Origin of the sequence: Psychrobacter sp. L7, assembly GCF_002810365.1 — a bacterium.
Taxonomy (GTDB): Bacteria; Pseudomonadota; Gammaproteobacteria; order Pseudomonadales; family Moraxellaceae; genus Psychrobacter; species Psychrobacter celer.
In genome coordinates this window covers 388,867-413,374 of sequence record NZ_NEXR01000003.1, presented here as the reverse complement: position 1 = coordinate 413,374, position 24,508 = coordinate 388,867, and the positions used below count along the sequence as shown (strand labels likewise).

Below are 24,508 nucleotides of genomic sequence, written 5' to 3'. Positions count from 1 at the left end.
TTAGCTTACCATGCACACTCTATGTCCTGCTGAGGGTCGTTTGAGTGTTGCAGGTAAGTTGAGATCCACTCTACAATAACTTTGACTTTGTGCGAATTACCCAAAGATAATGGATAAGATATATAGTAAGCACCCCGACCCTTTGCTGCATAATTCCATGCACGCACCAAGGCCCCTGACTGCAGCTCTGGTGCCACTAGGCGCAGTGGCACCAAGGCGATACCATAGCCGAGTAATGCCGCCGAAATAGTCGTATGAAAAGTATCAAAACGTGGACCGACAAAGGTGCCCTCGATACGAATATCCTGCTGTCTAAAATACTCATACCAAGCGCTGGGGCGAGAGCTGAGCTGTAGTAAAGTGCACTGAGCGATGTTGCTCGTACAAGGCGCTTTGCCAGCCAAATAATCCGGATGACAAACCGCCACATTATACTCATCAAACAGCTTGATGGACTCCATCCCTCCCCAAATCCCATCACCATACAAAAACGCCACATCGACATTTTGATCTTCAGAAAAAAACGGCCCCGCCAGCTCTTTAATATTTAGATTAATCAACGGATGAGCCCTGCCAAAGCCGTTGAGCGCAGGCATCAGCCAACGCGAGCAAAAGGTCGGATGCGAGACGATTTTCAGCACTTCTGAATTATCATTGTTTGACATTAGACTAGTAGTCGCCGCCTCGATATGTTTGAGAATCTCTAACACCTCTAAATAGTAAGTCTTGCCAGCGGGCGTCAAGGAGATGCGGTGCGGCGTCCGATAAAACAGCGACAGGTTCAGCATCTCCTCTAATTGCGCGACTTGCTTACTGATAGCGCTTTGCGTCATGTGCATCTCTTGCGCGGCGTTGGTAAAGCTCAAATGCCGAGCTGCCGTCTCAAAACACTGCAAAGCGGTCGTCGATGGATATCTTCTAAAAGTCAAAGGGGTCTTAACATCAGTGCTCATAACTTATGGGTTCTCATTCGACATATCAGTAAAAGAGGTTTCTAAAATAAACATAGCCATGTATCTGATTTATTTAGATTTGACTACAACCACATTATCCCAGTTATAAGAGACGATATAAATCGTTTTACCTGCCAGTCTGTCTACTTTTTAGAAATTTAGTAAATTCAACTCGTAAATGATAACAAAAACAATTATCATTACCTTTAATATAAGTACTTTTTTGAATGTTTGTTGTTTGTGAGTATGTCTATGACCCCCGCCTTTTCTTTTGTAACCACCCCCGACTTAGACGATCAAGTCCGCCCTTATACCGATCTAAACGACCCTGAGATGGCAGGCATCATCGCTCACATCAATGAAGAACACATCGATGAGCTGCTTGGGTTTTTGCGGGCATTTAGCCCATTATCGGCAGCTGAGCTTGAGCATACAGAGGCGCAATTAACTGCGATTTATGCAGAAGGTATCTGCCTGCAAGCCAAACCCTTGGCGACGCGGCCTATCGACTCCAAAGACAGGCACCGGCAACCACAGTCTTTCTTTATTGGTTTTGCCGCCCCTCTCACGCAAGTCGATGAGCTACAAGAGCAGTATATTTTGCTGAGGCAGCGAGCAGATAAAAAACTGGGTAAAAAAACCATCAAGCTGACTCGGCAAGTCTTTGTCGTAGAACGCAGCTATAAAGTCAGTGAAAACATGCTGCGTCTTGAGCTTAGTATGGACTCACAAAACCATCGTCATGACAGCTCTAGCCCAGATACCGTGCCTACAAACGAGGCAGGCTACGCGTATTTGTTCGATTTGGCGCATAACGCGAGGACAGCCAGCAGCAGCCAGCCTAGCAAAAACACCACGCAGCCTGCTAGAGCGCAGGTCTACTACACCTTAAGAAAAGCATGGCGGAGCGCTGATGGCGTGCGAGCATGGGTCGATGTTTTTTTGCATGGCGATACTTCAGGCGGCAATTGGGCCATGGCACTGCAGGCAGGTGACACCGTGGTCACCAAACGAGAGTTTCCTGAAAAAGTGGCGCATTTACACACAGGACAGACACTACTGATCGTCGATGAGACCTCCATGCCCACAGCAGCACGTTTATTAGAGCTATGGGACAACCCAACGCCGCCGCTGATCATTTGTGTCACCCAAGATGCCGCTGACCAAGAGTATTTTGATGACATCACACTGAGCATCGATGCCAGAGACAGCAGCAAAAACAGCGCCCGACGTCATATTGATCGTCACTTTACCGTACTGCCTATGATAATGAATCCTGCCTCGGTAGGGCAAAACGTCGCACCGCAGATCGACAGACAACTGGCGGATTATTTAACCAAGCAGCCATTGCAGATCGACAAAGTATGGGGCGCGCTAGAGGCAAAAACCGCAAAGGCGCTCCGCCCTTTATTACAAAAAAGGCTGGGGCTTGAGCGTACTGATGTGGTGGTCAAGGTATATTGGCGACATGACTAAATCCCAGACTAAAACTGGGCTTGGACAAAGCTAAGATGAGCTAGGATGGGAAAATCACTACCTCGTCTCCTTCTTGCCATGGCTGATATTTCGTCATCACTTGCAAAAACAGCGGATGCGCCAGCCAATGCTTCAGCCAGCGCTGCAGGTGTGGATACGGCAAGTGGTAAAATACTTCGCGATTCACATGGGCGAACTGACGGACAAAGGGCATGATACCAATATCAGCAACGCTGATGCCATCTCCGAGTAGATAAGTGCTATTGGTCAGCTGCGTCTCCAATATCTGCAAAAACGCCTCGCCGCGCTGGCGATACTCTTCTTGGCTCATCTCAGGATGACGATCCGCATACTTATAGCGATCCAGCCAATGCTTAAACTCATTATCGTTTTTATCGATTAGGGCATTGGCCTGAGACAACATCTGAGCGTCAAGCAAGCAGTTTGGATCATGCTGGCCTAGCGCCCACATCATGATATCAAAGCTCTCTTCAATCACAGTACCATCAGCAAGCTGTAGCACAGGCACCGTGCCTTTTGGGCTAATCGCTAGCATCTGCGGCGGCTTGTCTTTTAGGACAATCTCGCGCAGCATCACTTGCTGCTCTGCAAACACAAGGCCAAGCCTAGCACGCATAGCATAAGGACAGCGGCGAAAAGAATATAAGAGCGGCAAAGAAGGTCTCATCATATTTCTCACAATAAAATCAAAATCACTGGGCATGTCATCACTTAGACAGCGAGGCTTAGTCGTTTTGTTTTCAAGCGACTATACGTGCTAATCGATGACACGCCCTAGACTAACATAAAAAAGACCTCACCCCTAAAGCAGGTAAGGTCTGGCTTTATTTATACTTTATACAAACGACATTTATAAAAGCAGCATTTACAAAAACAATAGGCCAAGCCCAATCACCACACCACTGACAAGCAGCACGATGACACAAAAACCCATGATGTCTTTGGCTTTGAGTCCTGCAATGGCTAAAGCCGGTAGTGCCCAAAACGGCTGAATCATATTGGTCCACGCATCGCCCCATGCCACCGCCATCGCCACTCGTGACGGATCACTGCCCAGCATGTCGGCCGCCTCTAACATAATGGGCGCTTGCACTGCCCATTGCCCGCCCCCTGAGGGGACAAAAAAGTTGACCAATCCTGCACTCAAAAAAGCAAAAAGCGGTAGCGTCTGCGCCGTCGACACACTGACAAAGGCCTCTGATATCACCCCTGCCAGCCCAGAGGCAGTCATCATCCCCATGATGCCGGCATAAAACGGGAACTGAACGATGATACCGCCTGCACCTTTGACCGCCTCCTGAATAGAAATCAAGTAGTTGCGGGGCGTTCCGTGAAATATGATGCCGAGAAATAAGAACATAAAGTTCACCAAATTTAACGTTAGGGCAAACCCATTTTGGACAAAATAATAAACAATAAAAGCAATACCTAACACACCGATAACCATCGATAAAACCCAGCTATTCTCCAAACGCTCAGCAGGTGTCATATCTGATTTATCTGGTAGCGTCTCACTGACAGGATCCACCAGCAGCTTTGGATCGACCGTAATCGTGTCCTCTTTTTTTGGCATCATCATGCGGTTTAGTAGAGGCACGATAATCACCAATGCCGCGACGATAATTAAGTTGTAGCCAGCAAAGATGGTGGCATTCGTTGGAATAACACCAATGGTATCAACAAACGGATGCCCTTCTGTGGCAATAGACAACGGAATCGATCCTGAAAACCCAGCGTGCCAGATGATAAAGCCTGAGTAAGCGCTGGCAATCAATAAACGATAATCGACATCATGAACCCGCTTTGCCAATTCTTTGGCAAATAGCGCGCCAATCACCAAACCAAAACCCCAGTTGATCCAGCTTGCTGCCAGAGACACGAGGGTGACCAATATAATCGCACTACTGGGTGAATGCGCAAAACCGGCAATGTGACCCAAGCCTTTTTTAAATATTGGACTACTTGCCAGCACAAATCCTGTGACCAGCACCAGCACCATCTGCATCGAAAACGCCAGCAGCGCCCAAAATCCATCGCCCCAATATGTGACCATCTCTATAGGAGATGACTCAGTGAGCCCTAAGCCCATCACAAAAATCACTAAGGTTAATATCAACACAAACAAAAATGGATCAGGTAAGTATTTTTCCATCAAGCTATTGGAAAAACGGGTAATTGCTTTCATAAGTAAACTCCTTTTTATTTAAAGACGTCCTTGGTCACTGTTATTTTTATCTAGCCTATCGTTTATCTTCCCCAACCGCTACACATTGCATACAGTCTCACTCGACCAGCTGCCACCCAGGCGTTGAGTAGTACTTGTCTTGATGGACAAATAACGGATGCGCTTTGGCTTCTTGTAAGCTAAGCACTGGGGTAACGCAAACATCAATGGGTGCGAAATGCCGCTGCCAATGGGCGAGTGTCTGACTGGCAAAGGCATCGCTCACAGCCTTTGCTGCTGCTTGGCTCTCAGGGGAGTTTGGCATAACGCCAAGCTGCCAATGGCTGTCTTTTAGTGCTGGCAGTGCCAACGCCTCGCACAGCCCTTGCCAAAATTTCAGCTCCAATGAGCCAACAGCCATATAGCGATTATCAAGGGTTCTGTACAAACGATAGCAAGGCAATAGCCCGCCCAAAAAATCAAGATGCGGTGCAGGCATGTCTCCTGAAAAGCTTTTGACCAGCGCGCCCGTTTCCTTGGGCATGACCAGATGCTGGTATAAGCTATGGGTCATACTGACCGCGATATGACGACCCTTGCCGGTACGCTGCGCGGCAAACACTGCAGCGAGCAGCGCAATGACAGCAGTATCACTGCCGCCTGCCAAGTCTGCAAATTGTACATTGGGCATGGCCTGCTCGCCACTTGCGGTTTTTAGTTGGTCAAGGACACCACTCATCGCCATAAAGTTGATATCGTGGCCAGCTTTATGCGCCCAATCATGACTGGCTCGTGGGTGATTGATCGCACTCGCATCTATCGCAGCGCTCTCATTGGACGCTTTAGCCGTCACGCCGTAGCCAGTGATTGATACCATCACAAGCTTTGGATTAAGCGTATACAGCGTTTTGGCATCCAATCCCATGCCTGCTAACACACCAGGACGAAAGCTATCGAGCATGACATCGGCATCTTTGATATGCGCTTTGATAGCCGCAATGCCTTTGGGGTCCCGAAAGTCGTGTCTTTCGGTAGTTTTGCCATGGTTTAATGCGGCAAACAGCTCACCGAAGGCTCTAGCAGGGTCGCCATTTTTGGGTTCGATCTTGATGATCGTTGCACCCAAATCGGCCAGCAGGCGCGTGGCAAATGGCCCTGGTAAGTTACGCGTCAAATCGACCACTCTCAGCCCTTGTAAGCAGTCTGCCATGGAGTTTAAGATTGAATCAGTCGTTAAGTCAGTCGTTACATCAGTCATCAGAGAACACCTCACCTTTAGCCGCCATATCGAGCACTATTTGCGCTGGCTGAAAACGCTCGCCGTATTGCTCAGCAAGCTCACGACTGCGCGTGATAAACGCCTCTAGCCCCATGGCATTGATAAATTGAAGCGTACCACCGTGATGCGGCGCAAAACCCCAACCAAAGATAGCGCCGATATTGGCATCCGCGACAGAGCGCACGACATTTTCTTGATAGCATTTAGCCGACTCATTGGCTTGAATAAACATCAAGCGATCGATTAGCTCTTGCTGGGCTGGCTGCTGGGCGCGTGGTGGATATAAATTCAGCAACTCAGGCCACAGGTATTTATCGCCCTCATCAGGATATTCATAAAAGCCTTTGCCGGTCTTTTTACCTTGGCGCTTGTGGGCTTTGACCAGTGTTTTGAGTATCTCGTACGAAGGGCGCACGGATACGGGCTTACCTTCGGCAGCCATATCTAGCTGCTGCTGTTCGCTCACGTGCAGCGCTAGACTGAGCGACACCTCGTCTTGCAACGCCAGTGGCGGCATCGGCATACCTGCCTTTAGGCCAGCGACCTCGATACTGCGTGGATGTACGCCCTCACCTAGCATAGCGATACCCTCTGACACGTAAGTGCCAAATACCCGTGAGGTATAAAAACCGCGACTGTCATTGACGACGATCGGTGTTTTGCCGATTTGCAGCACATAATCAAAGGCTTTTGCCAAGGTGGCATCATCGGTCTGCTCGCCCATGATGATCTCCACCAGTGGCATCTTGTCGACTGGCGAGAAAAAATGCAGCCCGATAAACTGCTTGGGGCGCGTACTGGCCTGAGCCAATCCAGTGATCGGTAATGTCGAGGTATTAGACGCATAGACAGCCGACTCAGCAATCACCGCGTCACTTTGCTGGGTACATTTGGCTTTAATCTCACGGTTTTCAAACACCGCTTCAATGACAAGGTCACAGCCTGCTAAGTCTTCATAAGAAGTGGTCGGCGTGATGCGATTTAGCAGTGTCTGCTTTTTCTCAGCTGTCGAGCGCCGACGGCTAATGGCTTTATCCAAAATGGTGGCAGAATAGGCTTTGCCTTTTTCAGCCACTGCGAGATCGGTATCGAGCAGTACCACGTCGATGCCCGCTTTGGCAGTGACATAAGCAATGCCCGCGCCCATCATGCCCGCCCCTAATATGCCAACTTTTTTGGTGATCGTGCGATCAAAGCCATCAGGACACGACTGACCTTTTTTGATACTGTTTAGCTGAGTCCAAAGGGTATTGATCATATTTCTGGACTCACTTGATAACACACAAGCAGCAAAAAAACGTGATTCAAGCTCAAGGCCAGTGTCGATGTCTACAAGGCCGCCTTCAAACACAGAAGATAAGATATGGGTAATCGCTGGATAATTGCCGTGGGATTTTTGATTGGCTATAGCCGGCGCTACAGAAAATAGCTGCACGTTTTTGGGATGCTGACTGTCGCCGCCTGGGATTTTAAAGCCTTTTTTATCCCACGGCTGCTGCGCCTGTGGATTGGCTTTTATCCAGTCTTTGGCCTGCTGTAGCATATCTGCTTGATCAGTGGCAATCGTATCGATCAGACCGATGCCTTTAGCAGCAGCTGAACGTAACGCTTTATCTTGGGTCATCAGCTCAAGCGCTGCCGGAATACCGATCAAACGCGGTAGGCGCTGAGTACCGCCGCCCCCTGGTAGCAAGCCGAGCTTCACTTCTGGCAGACCCAGCTTGGGTTTAGGTGAGATCTTGGGATCGTCAATCGCGATGCGATAATGACAGGCCAATGCCAGCTCCAAACCGCCACCCAGCGCTGTGCCATTTAACGCGGCAACGACTGGCTTACCTGAAGTTTCAAGTTTGCGTAAGCTGTCTTTGAGATGTTCGGCCAATTCAAAGACTTGCTCGGCAGTTTTCATACTCGCCAACTGGTCGATATCAGCGCCCACCACAAAGGTTTCTTTTGCTGATGTCAGGATCAAGCCTATAGCCATCTCGTCATTGATAAAGCTATCGGTCAGCACAGCAAAGGCGTCCGTAAAGCCATCACCGATGACGTTCATTTTGCGGTGGCTTTGGTCGATTGTGACAGTAACAACTCCATTATCAAATTCGGCAGAAAAGTGCTTCAGTGCATTGATGGCATCTATGCTGTTTGTGATCATATTAAGTCCTTTTAATATTATTCTACTTCGATATAAATCCCTAAAAACCTATCGGCGCTATTTATCAAGACGATACACGCTCGATGATGGTGGCAATACCCATCCCGCCGCCGACGCATAGGGTAACCATCGCGGTGTTGAGATCACGGCGTTCTAACTCATCAAGGACGGTGGTCATCAGCATTGCGCCCGTGGCTCCAAGCGGATGACCCATGGCGATCGCGCCACCGTTGACGTTGACGATATCCAGAGAGATACCCAAGTCATCGGCAGTATTGAGTGGTATGGCAGCAAACGCCTCATTAATCTCCCACAAGTCGATATCGGAGGCTTGCATGCCCGCCTTTTTGAGGGCTTTTTGGCAGGCAGGCGTCGGCCCTGTCAGCATAATGGCTGGCTCTGAGCCAATGACTGAGGCCATGGTGATTTTGGCACGGGGTTTGAGTCCTGCCTTTTTACCAGCGGCAGCGCTACCGACCAAGCAGAGCGCCGCACCATCGACGATACCTGACGAGTTGCCTGCATGATGCACATGATTGACAGCTTCGATGGTGGTGTATCTGTCCAAAATCACACTATCAAAGCCCATCTTGCCAAATTTCGCAAAGGAAGGATTGAGAGCCGCTAGCGCCTCAGTGCTGGTATTTGGGCGAATGGTTTCGTCTTTCGCCAATAGCAGCATGCCATTGATATCAGAGACAGGGACGACAGAGTGGTCATAATAGCCATTTTCCCAAGCGTGCGCGGCCCGTTGATGCGACACGGTGGCAAAGGCGTCGACGTCGCTGCGGCTAAAGCCTTTTAGCGTGGCGATGGTATCAGCGCCAACGCCTTGCGGCACATAATGCGTCGCCTCATTGACCCTCGGATCCATATACCAAGCACCGCCATCAGAGCCCATCGGCACGCGGCTCATGGATTCTACGCCGCCTGCGACCACCATATCCTCCATACCTGACATGACTTTGGCGGCAGCTAAGTTAATAGACTCAAGGCCCGAGGCGCAAAACCGAGATAAGGTCACGCCCGCCACATTTTGCGCCCAGCCAGCATCTATCACCGCGATACGTGCAATATCAGAGCCTTGCTCGCCAACAGGGGTCACGCAGCCAAGCACCACGTCATCGACTAGGCTGGTGTCTAAGTGATGACGCTGCTGCAGCGCCTGCAGTAACGTGCGTGTCAGCCAAATCGGTGACGCTTGGTATAAGCTGCCATCCTTTTTGCCTTTACCACGCGGGGTACGAATCGCATCATAAATATACGCAGTCTCAGTCATAAAAATCCCTTTTTTATTGTTAAATCCTTAACAAATCTACATCTGTCTTTATCTTAAATACACCCAGCCATAAACCCAGATTGAGAATAAGTGACCACCATTTACATAAAACGTGAGGCCAGCTCTTTCATAATCTCATTTGTGCCGCCGTATATTTTTTGCACGCGAGCATCAGCATACAGGCGCGCGATGGGGTATTCGGTCATATAGCCATAGCCACCAAACAGTTGCACGCATTCATCAATCACCTCACACTGCTTTTGGGTGACCCAGTATTTGATCAGTGATGCATGCGGTACGGTCAGCTTGTCCTCCAGAATGGCATCGACAGCAGCATCACACATACTACTGGCAGCGAGATAATCTGCGTAGCACTCGGCCATCTTAAAGCGTGTATTTTGAAAGCGCCAAACCGGCTTACCGAAGGCTTCACGTTCTTTGACATAGTCCAACGTCAAATTAATTGCCAGCTTCATCGCGCCTACCCCAGATAAGGCAATAATAAGCCGCTCACGTGGCAGCTCCTCCATCATCTGGATAAAACCTTTACCCTCAACAGCGCCCAACAAATTGCGTTGTGGCACACGGACATTGCTAAAAAACAGCTCTGAGGTATCCTGTGCGCTCATACCGATTTTGTCGAGATTGCGACCACGCTCAAACCCTTCGGCCTTGTCGGTTTCTACCACGATGAGCGAGACGCCTTGCGCGCCTTTTTCGCGATCCGTCTTACAGGCTAGCAAGATAAGGTTGGCATGCTGACCATTGGTGATAAAGGTCTTGGAGCCATTGATGATATAGTCGTTGCCGTCTTTGACTGCGTAAGTTTTGATGTTTTGTAGATCAGAGCCTGTGCCAGGTTCGGTCATGGCGATGGCCGCGACATACTCGCCCGTTGCCATTTTAGGTAGCCACTCTGTCTTTTGCTCAGCAGTGCCATGCTTTAAGATATACGGCGCGACGATGCCCGAATGCACCATGCCGCCAAAGCCTGGCTGGTTGGCCTCTGCCTGTGCATACAGCAGCGCGGCCTCATGACCAAAATCACCGCCACCGCCGCCATACGCTTCGGGTATGGATGCGCACAAAAACCCCATCGCCCCTGCTTCTTCCCACGCAGCACGGTCTATCATGCCGTTTTTGCGCCATTCCTCGTCCTTTGACTGCCAACTTTTAAACATTTTAAGCGCACTGTCATAGACCATCTGATGCTCTTCGGTCATCCAGTTTGGGGTAAATTTTTCGATACTCATGGTGTCTTCCTTGACATGGTGGGTGGTTTATATTGAATAAATAAAGGTAAAACTCGTACCTTTTGGCTTTGGCATGAGACTCATACTAGGCCACTAATAGCACTTGCGCAAGACACTACGAACAAGTCAGTGCCACAAAAAAACCCCACCATTTAGTGAGGCTTTATGCAAACTATTTTCGAGATTATTGAGTAAATTCTTACACACTGCTAGAGGTCGGCAGTCCATAGGCTACTTTTTCGATGACCTCATCTTGCTGCAGCACCATCAGCTGATAGCCCTGAATCACCCCGTTGTAAGGCAGATGACCATCAAACTGCCGATAATGCTCACGGATACTCTGCTTGATCGCCGCCTTGCGCTCGCGCTCATCTAATGTCACAAACCCACTTGGCAAATGCACCTCAGTTGCCAACGCCGCCCCCCATCGAGACAGCCAATTGGCCCCGTCAACAAACGCAAAATCGACCTGCGCTCGCAGGCGGTAGTGAGGCAAAGTATCAGAGCGTTGCGCCACTTGAGCTTTAATCTGGGCGATATCTTCTGCAAATGGCTCATAAGGTAGCTCAAGTATCTCAAACAGCGTGGCCAAAAACGCATCAGCACTAAAGTATCTGTCCATATAACTGTCATCAAGCCCAAGATGACGATGACACAAGACATGGCGCAAGCGCTCACAAGCAGGTATGGTATGGCCTAACGGATAGCCCATGGCTCTGATGATATCTGGTGCACGCAGCTCTAGCGTGTTGATTTGAGTAACAATATACTGAGCAAGCGGGTGCTGCGGGCGATAGTGACGAGTGTATTTAGAAAGATGAGATGAGTGGCTCATGATGGTGGACACCTTAGATTCCTATAACTCCGACGAAAAATAATAAAATCAGGCACAAATGAGGATGTCGGAGTACAGGCTCATGCGCTTTACCAGAGTTGTTTTATATCGTGCTGGAAGTTGCAAGGTTTGTACGCCATCATTCAATTGACATCATCGTCGTCAATAGTGATTGGCAATACAAAACTGTTAAACCCACGATAAATCGTTTTATGATGATAGCACATCAGATAAGCGTAAATAAATACGGAACTGTGTGTCTGTTTGTGAATAATTATTTTACTCTCAAATAACTGCTTTTTTTAGATGAAGTCCATCCTTTAATTTTCACCCCCGCTCTTTAGTCCTCTCCATAGTAGGTTGCGTCATCCACCCAAACGATCGGATCTTCGCATAGGTGAACCAAGTGATACCAGATATCACTACTGCGGGCGATACGGTGATGACCGCCGTCGAAGTAATCGACTTCCCAGCTCTCAGGCAGATTGACCAAAGTTCGTCTAGCCACCGCCACATCCAAGCTTTCATCGTCGACCTCCATCATGACTCGCATCATCTCGGTGTTTGATGTCGGAAAAGACAGCTTCATATCAGAGATGTTTGGAATACGATCGGCCAACACCTCACTCGGATAGATACAAGGCGCAACCAATAGCGCCCGCAAGTTGTATTGGTGGGCGAAATGATTGGCAAACCAGCCGCCCAGCGAATGCCCTGCCAGCACCACGCGCGGATACTGTGTTATTTTTTCACGAATCAAGGCATCATAAATCTCAAATACTTCTGCAAAGTTGTCTCGGTAATTGACCGTTTGGCAATATTTTGGCTCACGGGTGATACAGGTATATTTGCTGGTCTCATTGCTTGAGTCAAGCCCATGAAAAAACAACAAAAACGTGTCATTGTTTTCGATAGGAAACATCATAGCGTTCTCCTTTTTTTAATAATTATTTATTTTTTTCAACAGCTTGGCTTATAGATTTAAATTAGATTAAACTGCTTTTTGGCTATAGTCAGTTCACTATAAAAATGTTATAGCAAGGCTGATAGAAATTTTTGCAACCTCTGTCTGCGTAGGCACAGCACGCCAGAAAATTTTTATCGGCCTTGCTGATCAATAAACGTATGATTCTTTTATTTAGAATCGACTATAGCGACCTGCGCTTGGTATAAAGCCAAAACCTCCTCACAAGCCTGCATCGAGATATTTTTTGCAAAACCCTCATTAAACCAAAAGTCATAAACAGCTTGGATAATACCTTTTACCGCTTGCGCATCTTTTGGCTTTTGCTTTTTTAGTTTGAGCGCGATGTCTTGCGCCTGTATATCCGACTCGCTATAAGGCGCGCTCCAGCCCACGCAGTAACGATACAGCACATCGTTAATCGCTAAGATAAATATGGCATTGGTCACCCCAAATGCGTCAATCAGCCGCTCAAGCAGCACACAACGCTCCTCGTAAACACTGGCCTCTATCGGCATTTCGGACTTTTCAAATAGACATTCGCTACTCACCATAGGTAAGGGCTTACTAAAATCCTCCCATAGCAGTGGATAAGACCCACCTATACCGCCTTTCTCCACCACGTTAAAGCGCCAAATGGCGTAATGCGTCTTAGCCCCCTTAAAGGGCAGGTGTATCAGCCACTGCATCAACGCATCACTGTCATAAATGATATGACTGCTACCGATACGCACGCCTTGGTTGGGTAGTACATCGGTGTATAAACGGTCCATGTCATCACTATAAAGCTTTACTTTATTTAGATTTTCCTCACTGATATCACCGAGCTTGGCCCCTGCCTCTATTATGTTTCGATAAGGCATAAATAGCGCGACAAAGCTCAGCGTCTCATCGCTATTATTCACAAAATAAATGTCATCTACATAATTGTCTACCGACACACTTTCGAGATAAAACAAGGGTTTTTTTCGTACTCGCCCTTGCTCACTGGCCAATGCCGTTAACCCAGACAGTTTTGAGCGACCTGCCCACTGCATATTGTCTACGCGTTTTTGCTCAAATTCATACGTTAACTTTGTCATTGTCATATCCTTATTATTTTAGTTTTGCATTGCTTGTTGCATAGTTTGTCGAATTGCTGGTTTTATTGTTTGGCAGCACTTGGCGATATCCTTGTTTTCGGCAAGCCGAGTCTGTTCGCCATTTTATTAAATGACGTCGCTTATCTATCAGTTAGTATTTATAAAGGAAAGTAGATTAATCGCTTTGGTCAAGCAGTTGTTTTATGAAGCGGGTTTTTTGACGCAGTTTGCTATTATCGTCTCGTCAGCATGTTTGCCAGACTCACGAGCGTTTTTGTGCTCAATCTTTATGCTTATTAACAACTATGATTTTTGGATTTGTAAAGGCAAAGGAAGATAAGATAAAACGAAAATAGCATCATTAAAGACAACTCAGTGAAAAAGTGAGGCATTGCGCCCCGAGGGCTCACTGTTTGTCCAGTTGTTGTTTATAGTCAGTTTTAGATAAAATCGATACGCTCATATGAACGGGCAACTGGTATAAATTTTCCTTGCTTACTGTGTCTACGCTGACAGATGCTGCGCAAAATTCATACCAGCTGCATTGTATCGTTTTTAAAGTGAATTAACTATATCCGGTTATGGTTTTTAAAATTATTGCTGCCTGACTCAATAACTATAATATAAAGATTGATAAAAATACAGTGTATTTATATCATCTGCGACAACGGCTGTCGCGTATTCACACTTACGGTGAGTCATGAGTCATACTCATAAGACAAGACCTACTCAGCGGCATCTATCAGAGTATTTAGCGTGTCTGCCATGTCGTCATCGAGCAGATGATCTTCTATATAATTGAGCAACTGATGGATGGTGTTTAGATCCATCGCTCTGATGCGTAAGCTGGCTAGCGCCTCGTTAATAGATTCTAAAGAAGTTGCTGTATCGTCTAAATCGCCTTCAGACTCACCATGGACCAGCCAGTATATCTTTTCTAGCACGGTGTTTTTTTCGGTCAAGGTAGAATAACCGTCGCCTTGGATAAATAGATTAAAGTGGTACGGTATTTCGATATCATTGATAAAAAACGTACGCATACAGTCTATGGTATAGGCTTGATTGTCTGAGCTGTCATTTGAATTTGAGCCTTCATTACTGTCTTCGGCTTGCTCGTACTCCAGCTGCTCTGTTACCAAGCTGCCTAATATCTGATAACCGCCTGCTTTTACCTTGTGATTATAGATAATCGCCGCATCCGCTATGGCATCAAAGATGACCGCAGCGATGTCCAACGTATTGTCATCGATATCATAAAATTGCTTTAGTGCAGGCAAAAACTCGCTTAGCTGGTCTTCAGGCACGTGCGTGAGAAACTGCTGCTCGTATATTTTTATCATGTCTTCAGGAGCATAGGTGTTTACGTTGTCGGTCTCGTTTCTGCCAGTGGGTTGTAACGGCAAAAAGTGATAAGGGTTTTCTTTGGTCATGCAGGACGGCCTTGTTGTATGAATTGATGGTTTTATAGCGGCTATTATCTCTTATTTAGAGGTTTTTAGATATACGATCTAGATGAGCGCGATTGACGCGATATCGTCCGTTCGATATCAAATTAACAATCCTTAGCAAAAAAGTCCTTTAACTAATGCCGCGGTCTTGGTATCTTGCCTCGCCATTCTTATATTGCTAAAGGTGTTTACCACCCAGCATTTTACCCCCTTATTGGCTAATCTTCTTATCGTATTAGAGCGTGTCCTTATTGTTCTTACTTAATTATTCTTGCTTAACTATTCTTACTCATCGAGTGAAGACACGCCCTAGCATTTTCTTGTATTGGATCTTATGAAACACAACATTGAGGCGAGCCTAGATGCTCGCCGGACTCAGTATTTTCAAGTATTTTTGATGGGCGTCAGTGCCTTTATCATGAATACCACAGAATTCGTCCCCGTCGCCCTACTCAGTGACATTGCCCAAGATTTTTCTATCACCACTGCCGAGACTGGCTGGATGCTGACGCTGTATGCGTGGATCGTTGCGGCCATGTCATTGCCGCTGATGCTACTGACCAGTCGCTTTGAGCGTAAAAGCTTACTCCTAGCATTGTTTGCGGTATTTATCGCCAGTCATGTATTGTCCGTATTTGCTTGGAGCTTTGATGTGCTGCTGATCAGCCGCGTAGGTATCGCGCTATCGCATGCGATATTTTGGTCCATCACCGCGGCGATTGCCATACGAGTAGCACCAGAAGGCAAAAAAGCACTGGCGCTAAGCGTGCTTGCGACGGGTACCTCATTGGCGATGGTGCTAGGGGTGCCGTTGGGGCGTTTGGTTGGTCAATGGTTTGGCTGGCGCGCGACGTTTGGCGGGATTGGGGTAATTGCTTTTGTGGTATTTATGCTACAAGCCAAGCTGTTACCGACCTTGCCCAGTATGTTTCAAGGCTCTTTTAGAAAAATACCAGAACTGCTAAAAAACCCATTATTGGTCTGCCTGTACTTGCTTATCCTATTGGTCTTTACCGCTCACTATAGCGCCTACTCTTATATTGAGCCGTTTATGCGGCAGGTCGGCTCAGTGAGCGAAAACTCAGCGACGATCATTTTACTGTTATTCGGTGTCGCAGGGATTGCCGGCAGTGTCATATTTAGCCGTTGGGGTGATCGATTTAACACGCGGATTATGCTGGTCTCGACGATACTGATGCTTTTATCTATGCTAGTACTGCTATATGTGGTGACCTCGATCTGGGTGCTCAGCCTAATTGCCTTGTTATGGGGCGCGGCGCTGATGCTACTGATCATCTCCATGCAAGCCAAAGTCATCATGGTCGATGTCAATGCCCAAGACATGCTGATGTCGATGTTTTCGGGTATTATTAATTTAGGAATTGGTACGGGGGCGCTCTTTGGTGGATACGCGGTGACGCATCTGTCGCTATCAAGCGTGGGCTATGTCGGGGCGGCCATCGCTAGTGCGGCGCTGCTACTGATGCTATTTATGATCAAACGCTTTCCTGAGCTGAGTAAAAGACTCGGCTAATTAAGGCTAGATGATTCGAACCTAAATACAATGCCAGCCTACTAAACGGTCTGGCATTTTTTATGCTACTCATCACCATATCTTAGGGCGTGTCTTCAATTCACGCGATAGCTATCTAAATGGGCTAAAAATGGTCAAATCTTGTCAAACGTCGTCAAATAGCTGGTCAATATTCTGATATTAACGGCGCTATTTTCCTTGTTTGACGGCAATTTATCTCATTTTTATCACCATTTTTGAAATAAAGACACGCCCTAGTAATTTACATAAACAGCAGCAATTTGCATAAACTTTTATAACTTCTATTGAACGAGTGTTCAGGCAAAGCTATACTCATTGCTACCGGACTTTTTGTACTGCATTACCCACACAAGGATAAGTGTAAAATGGGCAATCTTTTACGCCAGACAGCGGTGGTACTTGGTTTGTGTATCATGCGTATGGGGCACATAAGCGCCAATTTCTTCGGTCTTTCGGAGAAGCAACATGCGTGAGGACAGCTTGCCATCAGAGCCGCGCAATCGCACGCCGCCGCTTAGCTTAGGCAGGTTACATTATGCTTGGGTTGTCGCCGTTACAGGCTCTATAGCGATGTTTTGCGGGCTGGGCTTAGGACGATTTGCCTTTGGTATGCTGCTGCCGTCGATGTCGGCGTCTTTGGCATTGAGCTACACCCAAAGCGGTATATTAGGTTTTGCCAATCTGATCGGTTATCTTGTCGCTGTGCTTTTAAGTCCGCTTATTCTACCTAGGTTTGGTACTCGTTTAACCGGTACGGCCAGTCTTGTGGTCATCGCAGCCTCTATGCTTGGTATGGCTTTTACCACCAGTTTTCCTATGCTTTGCGCTTTTTATGTGCTCACTGGTATTGGCAGCGGCGGCGTGGTCTTACCGATGATGAGCGTCATGTCACACTGGTTCTTTCCGTCGCATCGCGGGCTGGCGTTGGGGCTGGTGATGGCAGGCCCTGGCTTTGGCATTATTCTATCGGGCTTTGTCGTCCCAAAACTATTGCCCTTTTTTAGCTTACTGTCTTGGCAGACGGGTTGGCTGATTTTTGCGCTGATCAATATTGTGGTGGCGTGCCTTACTTTTGCGTTGATTCGCAATCATCCAGACGATGTCACGCGCAGCCCTTTCGGGCGTGTACCCACTTCGCCCGTAAAAAACAAAAAGAATCTAGAGCGCAGTAACCTCAAGCTACTCGTGCATTTGGGCGTTATCTTTGCTATTTATGGCGCGACTTATATGGTTTATGTGACCTTCATCGTGACCAGTATGGTGGGCTCTTATCAGCTCAGTGAAGCGGCTGCAGGCAGTATTTGGGCATGGATTGGTCTACTGAGTGTCTTTTCTGGCATGCTTTTTGGCTGGATCTCTGATCACATCGGCCGTCGCCTTGGGCTCGCGCTGGCATTTTTCTTTCTTGCCATCGCTTATCTGTTAATCGGCTTAACGGATTGGCATTTGGGGTTATATTTGTCGATTATTTTGTTTGGTTTCGTGGTCTGGAGCGTTCCTGTCATTATGGCCGCCTGCGCTGGTGATTATTTTGGTGCAGCTGCAGCAGCCAGTGCGCTTGCAGCGCTGACATTTGCCTTTTCGGGTGGTCAAGCGCTTGGACCCGTGGCAGCAGGTTATCTTGCAGAGCTGACGGGCGACTTTCGCATCAGCTATATGGTCTCTGGTCTTGCCGCCTTTGTCGCCATTGGACTGGCTTTATTATTACAGCCGCAAAAACCGCTTTAATTTGCGCCAAAGTTTGGCCGCTTGATAAGGCAAATGACTTTATAATAATGGCGTTTTTTAGACAAAAATGATTAACAACATAGAGTCAATCCAGTATAAAAACGATACAGTGATACGCTGATGTACTTAGGGCGTGTTGAACAGTCAACCATGGCACTGACAGAGACTATTTTTTAGACGATTTGAAGGTAAAAATAGTAAGCTTAGTCGCTCTAAGCGTCTATTTTTACCAATAAAGCGGCAAGAAAGAGTCCTGTCCCTACGGCTGATGCTAAAATTGCGCCATACTGCGTTGCAAATCTAGCTAAGGCATCTGCATTATCGTCGCTTTGCGCCTTGTCTGGAACAATTTTAGCGATCAGCAGTGCCTATTTGTGAACATTCAACACGCCCTAATCAGACAGAGATTTTTAAGGGGAGCCGCATGAGTGCACAAGCCAAGTTCAATCGTGATGAGGTGATCGAAAAAGCCAAAAACCTCTACTGGGAAAAAGGCTATCACGCCACCTCGATGCGAAACCTACAAGATGTCGTCGATATGCGCCCTGGCAGCATCTATGCCGCGTTTGGTAATAAAGACAGCTTATTTACAGAAGCCTTAAACCGCTATGCTGAGCAAGGCGCGGCCAATCTTGCCAACTGTATTGCCCAAGAAAAAACCGTGCTCGCAGGCCTACAGCGTTTTATTCGAAGCGTCACCATCTGTAGCAAAGGCTGTGCGCCCAGCGGTATCTGCATGGTGGTCAAAACCATCGGCGAGCTGACACAAAACGATAGTCCAAAATTGCTCACCCACGCGACTAGTATCTTAAAGCAGGTAGAAGCCTCTTTTGTCAACACCTTTGAGCAAGCGATCGACCATGGCGAGATCAGCTGTGATCAGGACCCTGCCGAACTGGCACGCTATTTCCAAATCCAGCTCATCGGCTTGCGTACCTATGCGCAGGTCAACCCTGATACAGAGGCCATCGAGCGGTATATTGATACTATGTTTAGGCATTTTTTATGACATGGTTTTTGACAGATTTTTGACATGGCGTTGAACATAACTTTTAACATCACTTAAACGCAAGGCCCTTGTGATGTCAGCATTTTATTTAACGGCTATTTTTTAATAACTGCTGACAGCGCTCAATCACCGGCGCATCGACCATCTCGCCCTCTACCTTAAATACCGCCTGCCCGTGGCGCTCGTACTCTGTCACCACTCGCCGAGCGAACTCCATCTCGGCAGCGGTTGGCATCAGCGCGTTTTGTACCACGGCCACTTGTTTGGGATGGATACAGAGCATCCCTGCCATCCCCATCTGCGACCAGAGCTGCACGTGCGTGGTCAATCCTTTGGCATCCTGAAAATCAGGATACACGGTATCGATGGGCGGCGCTAACTGATGGATTTTAGAGCTAAGGATAAGCTGATAGCGAATCTGATTGGCGATAATATCTGCCGCCGGCGTTCCTACTTGTACGTTCAAATCATTACACAAATCCAAAAACCCATAGCTAAAAGCACGCAGCCCCGACGCTTTTGCCATCGTATCGACTTGATACAGACCACGCGCGTTTTCTATCAGTGCAATGACAGACAGTCGAGTTAAATGATGGACGGATTCGATATCTGTGGCCTGTTCTGCCTTGGGCAATATGATGCCAGCGAGATTGGGCATCCGCTCACAGGCTTTTATGTCTTTGGCAAACTCATCACTGCCTGCTTGACTGATCTGATACGCACCCACACGGGCCGATAGTCGGCATGAGCATAATACTCTTGTAACGCCTTGCGCGCTGACGCTTTATCCTCTAGAGCCACGGTATCTTCTAAGTCGACAATGACAGCATCTGCGCCACTGGCAAAGGCTTTGGCCACTCTGTCCATGCGCGTTGCCGGTACAAATAGCCATGTATTGGCATTGTGAGTGTTTTCGGTATGTGCAGTATCGTCTGTACGTGATGTCATTCCAACTCTCATTAATGTATATTGATACGTATTTTGTCATTATTCGTTCATTCTAACATTGAGTTCAGCGACAATGTAGTTTATGATTTTGAGACCTTATTTTATCTTATTTGTAGAGAATCAAAATGTTTGAACGCGTCGACTATTATGCGGGTGACCCTATCTTGGGTCTAGTAGATAAATTTGTTGCTGATAGCAACCCAAACAAAGTCAATTTGGGCATCGGCATCTATTATGATGAAGATAGCAAACTGCCAGTACTTGAGTGTGTAAAAACCGCCGAGCAACGAATCGCTGACCCCATCTCGCCCAGACCTTATCTGCCGATGGCAGGATTGCCAGGGCATCGCCTCGCCTGTCAAAACCTACTGTTTGGTAAGGACGCCGCGGTGCTACAAGAAAAACGCGTCGCTACCATTGCCACATTGGGCGGCTCTGGCGCGCTAAAAGTCGGCGCTGAGTTTATCCATGAATGGTTTCCTGCCTCCAAGTGCTATGTGAGCGATCCGACGTGGAGCAACCATATTGCTATCTTTGAAGGCTCGGATGTCGAGGTGGGCACCTATCCTTACTACGATACTGCCACCAGCAGCATTAAGTTTGATGAGATGCTAGCTTTCATTGCAAAGTTAAATAAACACGATGTGGTGCTACTACATCCTTGCTGCCACAACCCAACTGGTATGGACTTGACCCATGCCCAGTGGGATGAGCTATTGGACATCATGAAACAGCGTGAGCTGATTGCATTTATGGACATCGCTTATCAAGGCTTTGGGCAAGATATGGACCACGATGCTTATGCCATTCGCAAAGCTGTGGCGCTGGGTTTACCTGTGTTTGTGAGCAACTCATTTTCCAAAAACTTGTCGCTATATGGTGAGCGCGTGGGCGGCTTGTCTGTGGTATGCCCTACGGCAGAAGAGGCCGAGCGCGTCTTTGGCCAGCTCAATTACGCCGTACGCCGTATCTACACCAGCCCGCCATCACACGGTGGCCGCGTGGTCGATATCGTCATGAACGACGAAGTGTTGCACCAGCAGTGGGTCGGCGAAGTTTACGGCATGCGTGATCGCATCAAAGCCATGCGCCTCAAGCTAAAATCAGTACTAGAAGCCAACGTGCCAGCGCGCAATTTTGACTACATCACCAAGCAAAACGGCATGTTTAGCTTCACAGGATTGACCCCCAAGCAAATCGAGCGCTTACAAACAGAGTTTGGGGTTTATATCGTCTCAAACTCACGTATGTGTATGGCAGGCCTAAACGTCAACAACGTCGACTATGTCGCCAATGCCATGGCCGAAGTGCTAAAAGACTGATCGCGCTGAGCGAAGTGCTAAGCCATTTACAAACCGTATAAAAAATAAAAACCGCCTAGAGACTCACCTCTGGGCGGTTTTTTACTTTGCGTACAAGCTGTGCTGTTACGGCCAATCACTCATTACTATTTAAGACAAAGCTAAGCAAATGACTAATTATTTTCAACTGGCTATCAGTGACTCAGCAAATAATTAGGCAAGCATACCGCCATCGACGACCACCGTCGCACCCGTGGTATAGCTCGACGCATCAGACACCAGATACAACACCGTGCCCGCCATCTCGTCCGGATCGGCCACGCGTCCTAACGGAATGGCATGTAGTGCCATTTTTAAGACCTTATCATTGGTGGTCAAGGCCGAGGCAAACTTGGTATCGGTCAGACCTGGCAGCAGCGCATTGACGCGAATGTTTAAAGGGCCGCATTCTTTGGCAAAGGCCTTGGTCATACTAATCACCGCCGCTTTAGTAATTGAATAGATACCTTGCTTATCACCGGCGACCAAGCCATTGACCGAAGCGGTGTTTAAAATCACCCCGCCGCCCTGCTCGCGCATCATCTTACCCGCCGCCGTCGACATAAAGAAATAACCACGAATATTGACTTCTACCGTCTTATCAAACGCGCCCAGATCGGTATCTAAAATATGACCATAATAAGGGTTTGCCGCGGCGTTATTGACCAAGATATCAATACGGCCAAATTCACTCTTGATATGCTCAAAAATTGCCTCTATCTGCTCCATATCACCAACATGGCAAGCAAAGGCACTGGCTTTATGACCGTCAGTTTTGATGCTGTCAGCGACCGCTTGGCACGCATCAATCTTACGGCTAGAGACAATCACATGCGCGCCTCTAGATGCCAATAGACGAGCGATAGACTCTCCAATACCGCGGCTTGCGCCTGTCACTAACGCAATCTTACCCGTTAAATCAAATAAATCTTTCATCATTACTCCTTATATTTTGAACTAGCTATTCAGTTTTCAATTTTTTTATCGTAACCACTTCATAAATTATAGTCGAAAAACTGCAAATACATTACAAGGCAGCCGAGCATAGATAGTACAAATAGTACATCGAGCGAGGCTAACGCCGTAATGGTTTGGCAGTTATTTGACTATTAAGCCAACATGCCACCATCAAGGGTAAAGGCATGACCATTCATAAAGCTACTTTCATCACTCGCCAGCCACACAATCGCACCCGCTACTTCACCAACGTCACCCAATCGGCGCATTGGGCTGGCTTTGATGGTTGCTTGTTGGGCGCGCTCATCCATATTTGCCATAGTATTACGCACCATCGGCGTATCGATAAAGCTTGGGCAAACGGCGTTAAAGCGGATATTGACACGCGCATATTCATGAGCCGCAGACTTGGTCAGCCCCATAACGCCATGCTTGGCCGCGCTATAGGCGGATAATAGCGGCGCAGAACGCAAACCAGCAATGGAGGCCACATTAATCACATGACCGCCGCCGTTGGTCGCCATGCAAGCAACGGCAGCACGCATACAATGCCAAACGCCTTTTAGATTTACGGCGATATTACGATCAAAATCATCGTCACTTAGCTCGTGCATTGGTGCTGGCTTATGGTCAATACCGGCGTTATTTATCACCACATCAAGACCACCAAACGTTTCCATAATAAAAGCAAATAGCGCACGCACTTCATCGCCACTGGTGACATCGACCTTTTTGAAGACGATGCTATTGCCCGCGTCTTGCCCTTGCTGAGCAACGGCTGCGCCCATCTCTTCTGCCAAATCGCCAATGACGACTTTCGCACCGCGACTGGCGAGCAGTAGCGCACTGGCAGCGCCAATGCCAGACGCGCCGCCGGTGATTAAAATGCGTTTACCAGTTACGTCTGATGCAATTCCATTTGTATTCACTGTCATGATTTACCCCTCTACCTTAAGTACCAGCTTGCCGAAGTTTTCACCTTTAAACAGCATCATCAAGGTATCTGGGAAGGTCTCGATACCCTCGACAATATGGTCTTTTACTTTAATGTCACCTGACCCAATCCAGCCTGCAATGTCTTTCATCGCTATCGGGTATTCTTTGATATTATCAAAGACGACGATGCCTTCCATACGCGCACGATTGACCAACAGTGACAGATAATTTGATGGTCCTTTGACCTCTGTGGTGTTGTTATATTGGCTAATCGCCCCGCAAATCACGATACGCGCATGCAGATTAATTTGCGTGAGGACGTCATTTAAAATGTCGCCGCCGACATTGTCAAAGAAGACATCGACGCCATCTGGACAGGCCTGTTTTAAGCCTTTTTTCACATGTTCATTTTTATAATCTACCGCCGCATCAAAGCCCAGCTCATCGACCAAGAATTTACACTTCTTAGCACCACCAGCGATACCGACGACGCGGCAGCCTTTGAGTTTGGCGATTTGCCCAACCAAGCCGCCGACCGCGCCGGCAGCACCAGAGACGACGACAGTCTCGCCCGCCTTTGGTTGACCCGTCTTTAATAAACCAAAGTAGCCCGTCATACCCGGCATACCGAGCACGCCCAAGTAATAAGACAATGGCGCAAGGTTTGGATCGACTTTATGTAGTCCAGTACCGTCACTGATGGCATAGGACTGCACGCCGTTATGACCTGCGACATAATCGCCAACAGCAAACTTTTCATGCTTACTTTCAATGACTTTACCCACGGTACCTGCGCGCATCACCTCGCCAATCTGTACGGGCGGTATATACGATTTGGCATCGTTTAACCAGCCACGCATCGCCGGATCTATTGAGATATATTCGATTTTTATCAACAGCTCACCATCTGCGATAGTCGGCAGTTCTGTCTCGGTATATTCCCAAGTTTCCGCACTTGGTTCGCCAATTGGTCTTGCTCTTAAGCGCCACTGCTTATTGATCTGTTCGTTATCAGCTGTCATTATTTATTCCTTTAAAATTGTATAAAAAGTCATTGGGATCGTTTGCTCGAAAATCGTTTGTTCAAAATAAGATAAAGATAGTAAGGAGCGTTATGCTGGTATAA

The 24,508-nt window shown here is 47.6% G+C and carries 21 protein-coding genes; 5 read left to right on the top strand and 16 right to left on the bottom strand.

Translation table 11 applies throughout. The features are described from left to right. Positions 1–5: 5 nt before the first annotated feature. Entirely contained in the window at positions 6–953 is a 948-nt protein-coding gene (locus tag CAP50_RS05430; protein ID WP_075101175.1) for a LysR substrate-binding domain-containing protein, read from the bottom strand. 252 nt (positions 954–1,205) lie between these two features. Here CAP50_RS05430 and CAP50_RS05425 point away from each other — a divergent pair, with 252 nt between their 5' ends. Further along, entirely contained in the window at positions 1,206–2,429 is a 1,224-nt protein-coding gene (locus tag CAP50_RS05425; protein WP_075101174.1) for an SIP domain-containing protein, read from the top strand. A gap of 40 nt (positions 2,430–2,469) precedes the next feature. On the opposite strand, the gene CAP50_RS05420 is transcribed toward CAP50_RS05425, so the two are convergent. From CAP50_RS05420 to CAP50_RS05375, 10 genes are all read right to left on the bottom strand, one after another. Next, positions 2,470–3,120 carry a glutathione S-transferase gene (locus tag CAP50_RS05420; RefSeq protein ID WP_241900661.1) on the bottom strand — a complete coding sequence of 217 codons (651 nt, stop codon included), beginning with the start codon at positions 3,118–3,120 and terminating at the stop codon, positions 2,470–2,472. Between the two features lie 195 nt (positions 3,121–3,315). Then, a complete protein-coding gene (locus CAP50_RS05415) occupies positions 3,316–4,635 on the bottom strand; it encodes a short-chain fatty acid transporter (RefSeq protein ID WP_075101173.1) in 1,320 nt (439 codons plus the stop codon). A gap of 97 nt (positions 4,636–4,732) precedes the next feature. Further along, positions 4,733–5,872 (bottom strand): CaiB/BaiF CoA transferase family protein, encoded by a 1,140-nt coding sequence (locus tag CAP50_RS05410; protein WP_075101172.1) that lies wholly within the window; start codon positions 5,870–5,872, stop codon positions 4,733–4,735. Continuing rightward, positions 5,865–8,048 (bottom strand): 3-hydroxyacyl-CoA dehydrogenase NAD-binding domain-containing protein, encoded by a 2,184-nt coding sequence (locus CAP50_RS05405; protein ID WP_075101171.1) that lies wholly within the window; start codon positions 8,046–8,048, stop codon positions 5,865–5,867. The genes CAP50_RS05410 and CAP50_RS05405 overlap by 8 nt, the downstream gene beginning before the upstream one ends. A 64-nt stretch (positions 8,049–8,112) precedes the next feature. Then, positions 8,113–9,327 carry an acetyl-CoA C-acetyltransferase gene (locus CAP50_RS05400; RefSeq protein WP_075101170.1) on the bottom strand — a complete coding sequence of 405 codons (1,215 nt, stop codon included), beginning with the start codon at positions 9,325–9,327 and terminating at the stop codon, positions 8,113–8,115. Positions 9,328–9,428: 101 nt separating this feature from the next. Continuing rightward, entirely contained in the window at positions 9,429–10,580 is a 1,152-nt protein-coding gene (locus CAP50_RS05395; RefSeq protein ID WP_100749269.1) for an acyl-CoA dehydrogenase family protein, read from the bottom strand. 199 nt (positions 10,581–10,779) lie between these two features. Continuing rightward, positions 10,780–11,415 (bottom strand): hypothetical protein, encoded by a 636-nt coding sequence (locus CAP50_RS05390; protein WP_100749268.1) that lies wholly within the window; start codon positions 11,413–11,415, stop codon positions 10,780–10,782. Between the two features lie 340 nt (positions 11,416–11,755). After that, positions 11,756–12,340, bottom strand: coding sequence for an alpha/beta hydrolase (locus CAP50_RS05385; RefSeq protein WP_100749267.1), 585 nt, complete (start codon positions 12,338–12,340; stop codon positions 11,756–11,758). A 209-nt stretch (positions 12,341–12,549) separates the two neighbouring features. Beyond that, positions 12,550–13,461, bottom strand: a complete 912-nt coding sequence (locus CAP50_RS05380; protein WP_100749266.1) for a hypothetical protein — start codon at positions 13,459–13,461, stop codon at positions 12,550–12,552. Positions 13,462–14,186: 725 nt separating this feature from the next. Beyond that, entirely contained in the window at positions 14,187–14,891 is a 705-nt protein-coding gene (locus CAP50_RS05375; RefSeq protein WP_100749265.1) for a hypothetical protein, read from the bottom strand. 352 nt (positions 14,892–15,243) lie between these two features. Here CAP50_RS05375 and CAP50_RS05370 point away from each other — a divergent pair, with 352 nt between their 5' ends. The 3 genes from CAP50_RS05370 to CAP50_RS05360 all read left to right on the top strand — a co-directional run bounded on the left by CAP50_RS05370 (position 15,244) and on the right by CAP50_RS05360 (position 19,201). After that, a complete protein-coding gene (locus CAP50_RS05370; RefSeq protein ID WP_100749264.1) occupies positions 15,244–16,443 on the top strand; it encodes a sugar transporter in 1,200 nt (399 codons plus the stop codon). A 486-nt stretch (positions 16,444–16,929) separates the two neighbouring features. Continuing rightward, positions 16,930–18,192, top strand: coding sequence for a YbfB/YjiJ family MFS transporter (locus CAP50_RS05365; RefSeq protein ID WP_100749263.1), 1,263 nt, complete (start codon positions 16,930–16,932; stop codon positions 18,190–18,192). A gap of 424 nt (positions 18,193–18,616) precedes the next feature. After that, entirely contained in the window at positions 18,617–19,201 is a 585-nt protein-coding gene (locus CAP50_RS05360) for a TetR/AcrR family transcriptional regulator (protein WP_100749262.1), read from the top strand. 88 nt (positions 19,202–19,289) lie between these two features. On the opposite strand, the gene CAP50_RS12865 is transcribed toward CAP50_RS05360, so the two are convergent. Continuing rightward, positions 19,290–19,928, bottom strand: coding sequence for an HpcH/HpaI aldolase/citrate lyase family protein (locus tag CAP50_RS12865; RefSeq protein WP_274539906.1), 639 nt, complete (start codon positions 19,926–19,928; stop codon positions 19,290–19,292). Beyond that, positions 19,874–20,149 (bottom strand): aldolase/citrate lyase family protein, encoded by a 276-nt coding sequence (locus CAP50_RS12860; protein WP_274539905.1) that lies wholly within the window; start codon positions 20,147–20,149, stop codon positions 19,874–19,876. The genes CAP50_RS12865 and CAP50_RS12860 overlap by 55 nt, the downstream gene beginning before the upstream one ends. Positions 20,150–20,274: 125 nt before the next feature. Here CAP50_RS12860 and CAP50_RS05350 point away from each other — a divergent pair, with 125 nt between their 5' ends. After that, complete coding sequence (locus tag CAP50_RS05350; RefSeq protein ID WP_100749261.1) at positions 20,275–21,471, top strand: amino acid aminotransferase; 1,197 nt, start codon at positions 20,275–20,277, stop codon at positions 21,469–21,471. A 192-nt stretch (positions 21,472–21,663) separates the two neighbouring features. Here the strand turns inward: CAP50_RS05350 and CAP50_RS05345 are convergent, their stop codons facing one another. The 3 genes from CAP50_RS05345 to CAP50_RS05335 all read right to left on the bottom strand — a co-directional run bounded on the left by CAP50_RS05345 (position 21,664) and on the right by CAP50_RS05335 (position 24,404). Beyond that, complete coding sequence (locus tag CAP50_RS05345; RefSeq protein ID WP_241900660.1) at positions 21,664–22,428, bottom strand: SDR family oxidoreductase; 765 nt, start codon at positions 22,426–22,428, stop codon at positions 21,664–21,666. Between the two features lie 170 nt (positions 22,429–22,598). Further along, positions 22,599–23,381: an SDR family NAD(P)-dependent oxidoreductase gene (locus CAP50_RS05340; protein WP_075101158.1), complete on the bottom strand. Its 783-nt coding sequence runs from the start codon at positions 23,379–23,381 to the stop codon at positions 22,599–22,601. A gap of 3 nt (positions 23,382–23,384) precedes the next feature. Next, positions 23,385–24,404, bottom strand: coding sequence for an NADP-dependent oxidoreductase (locus tag CAP50_RS05335; protein WP_100749260.1), 1,020 nt, complete (start codon positions 24,402–24,404; stop codon positions 23,385–23,387). Between the last annotated feature and the right edge of the window lie 104 nt (positions 24,405–24,508).

Coding starts and splice junctions, on each gene's coding strand:
- CAP50_RS05370 (WP_100749264.1), top strand. CDS start 15,244: ATGAAACACAACATTGAGGCGAGCCTAGATGCTCGCCGGACTCAGTAT.
- CAP50_RS05395 (WP_100749269.1), bottom strand. CDS start 10,580: ATGAGTATCGAAAAATTTACCCCAAACTGGATGACCGAAGAGCATCAG.
- CAP50_RS05380 (WP_100749266.1), bottom strand. CDS start 13,461: ATGACAAAGTTAACGTATGAATTTGAGCAAAAACGCGTAGACAATATG.
- CAP50_RS05350 (WP_100749261.1), top strand. CDS start 20,275: ATGTTTGAACGCGTCGACTATTATGCGGGTGACCCTATCTTGGGTCTA.
- CAP50_RS05425 (WP_075101174.1), top strand. CDS start 1,206: ATGACCCCCGCCTTTTCTTTTGTAACCACCCCCGACTTAGACGATCAA.
- CAP50_RS05345 (WP_241900660.1), bottom strand. CDS start 22,428: ATGATGAAAGATTTATTTGATTTAACGGGTAAGATTGCGTTAGTGACA.
- CAP50_RS05360 (WP_100749262.1), top strand. CDS start 18,617: ATGAGTGCACAAGCCAAGTTCAATCGTGATGAGGTGATCGAAAAAGCC.
- CAP50_RS05420 (WP_241900661.1), bottom strand. CDS start 3,120: ATGATGAGACCTTCTTTGCCGCTCTTATATTCTTTTCGCCGCTGTCCT.
- CAP50_RS12860 (WP_274539905.1), bottom strand. CDS start 20,149: ATGACATCACGTACAGACGATACTGCACATACCGAAAACACTCACAAT.
- CAP50_RS05340 (WP_075101158.1), bottom strand. CDS start 23,381: ATGACAGTGAATACAAATGGAATTGCATCAGACGTAACTGGTAAACGC.
- CAP50_RS05430 (WP_075101175.1), bottom strand. CDS start 953: ATGAGCACTGATGTTAAGACCCCTTTGACTTTTAGAAGATATCCATCG.
- CAP50_RS05410 (WP_075101172.1), bottom strand. CDS start 5,872: ATGACTGATGTAACGACTGACTTAACGACTGATTCAATCTTAAACTCC.
- CAP50_RS05405 (WP_075101171.1), bottom strand. CDS start 8,048: ATGATCACAAACAGCATAGATGCCATCAATGCACTGAAGCACTTTTCT.
- CAP50_RS05415 (WP_075101173.1), bottom strand. CDS start 4,635: ATGAAAGCAATTACCCGTTTTTCCAATAGCTTGATGGAAAAATACTTA.
- CAP50_RS05385 (WP_100749267.1), bottom strand. CDS start 12,340: ATGATGTTTCCTATCGAAAACAATGACACGTTTTTGTTGTTTTTTCAT.
- CAP50_RS05375 (WP_100749265.1), bottom strand. CDS start 14,891: ATGACCAAAGAAAACCCTTATCACTTTTTGCCGTTACAACCCACTGGC.
- CAP50_RS05400 (WP_075101170.1), bottom strand. CDS start 9,327: ATGACTGAGACTGCGTATATTTATGATGCGATTCGTACCCCGCGTGGT.
- CAP50_RS05335 (WP_100749260.1), bottom strand. CDS start 24,404: ATGACAGCTGATAACGAACAGATCAATAAGCAGTGGCGCTTAAGAGCA.
- CAP50_RS05390 (WP_100749268.1), bottom strand. CDS start 11,415: ATGAGCCACTCATCTCATCTTTCTAAATACACTCGTCACTATCGCCCG.
- CAP50_RS05365 (WP_100749263.1), top strand. CDS start 16,930: ATGCGTGAGGACAGCTTGCCATCAGAGCCGCGCAATCGCACGCCGCCG.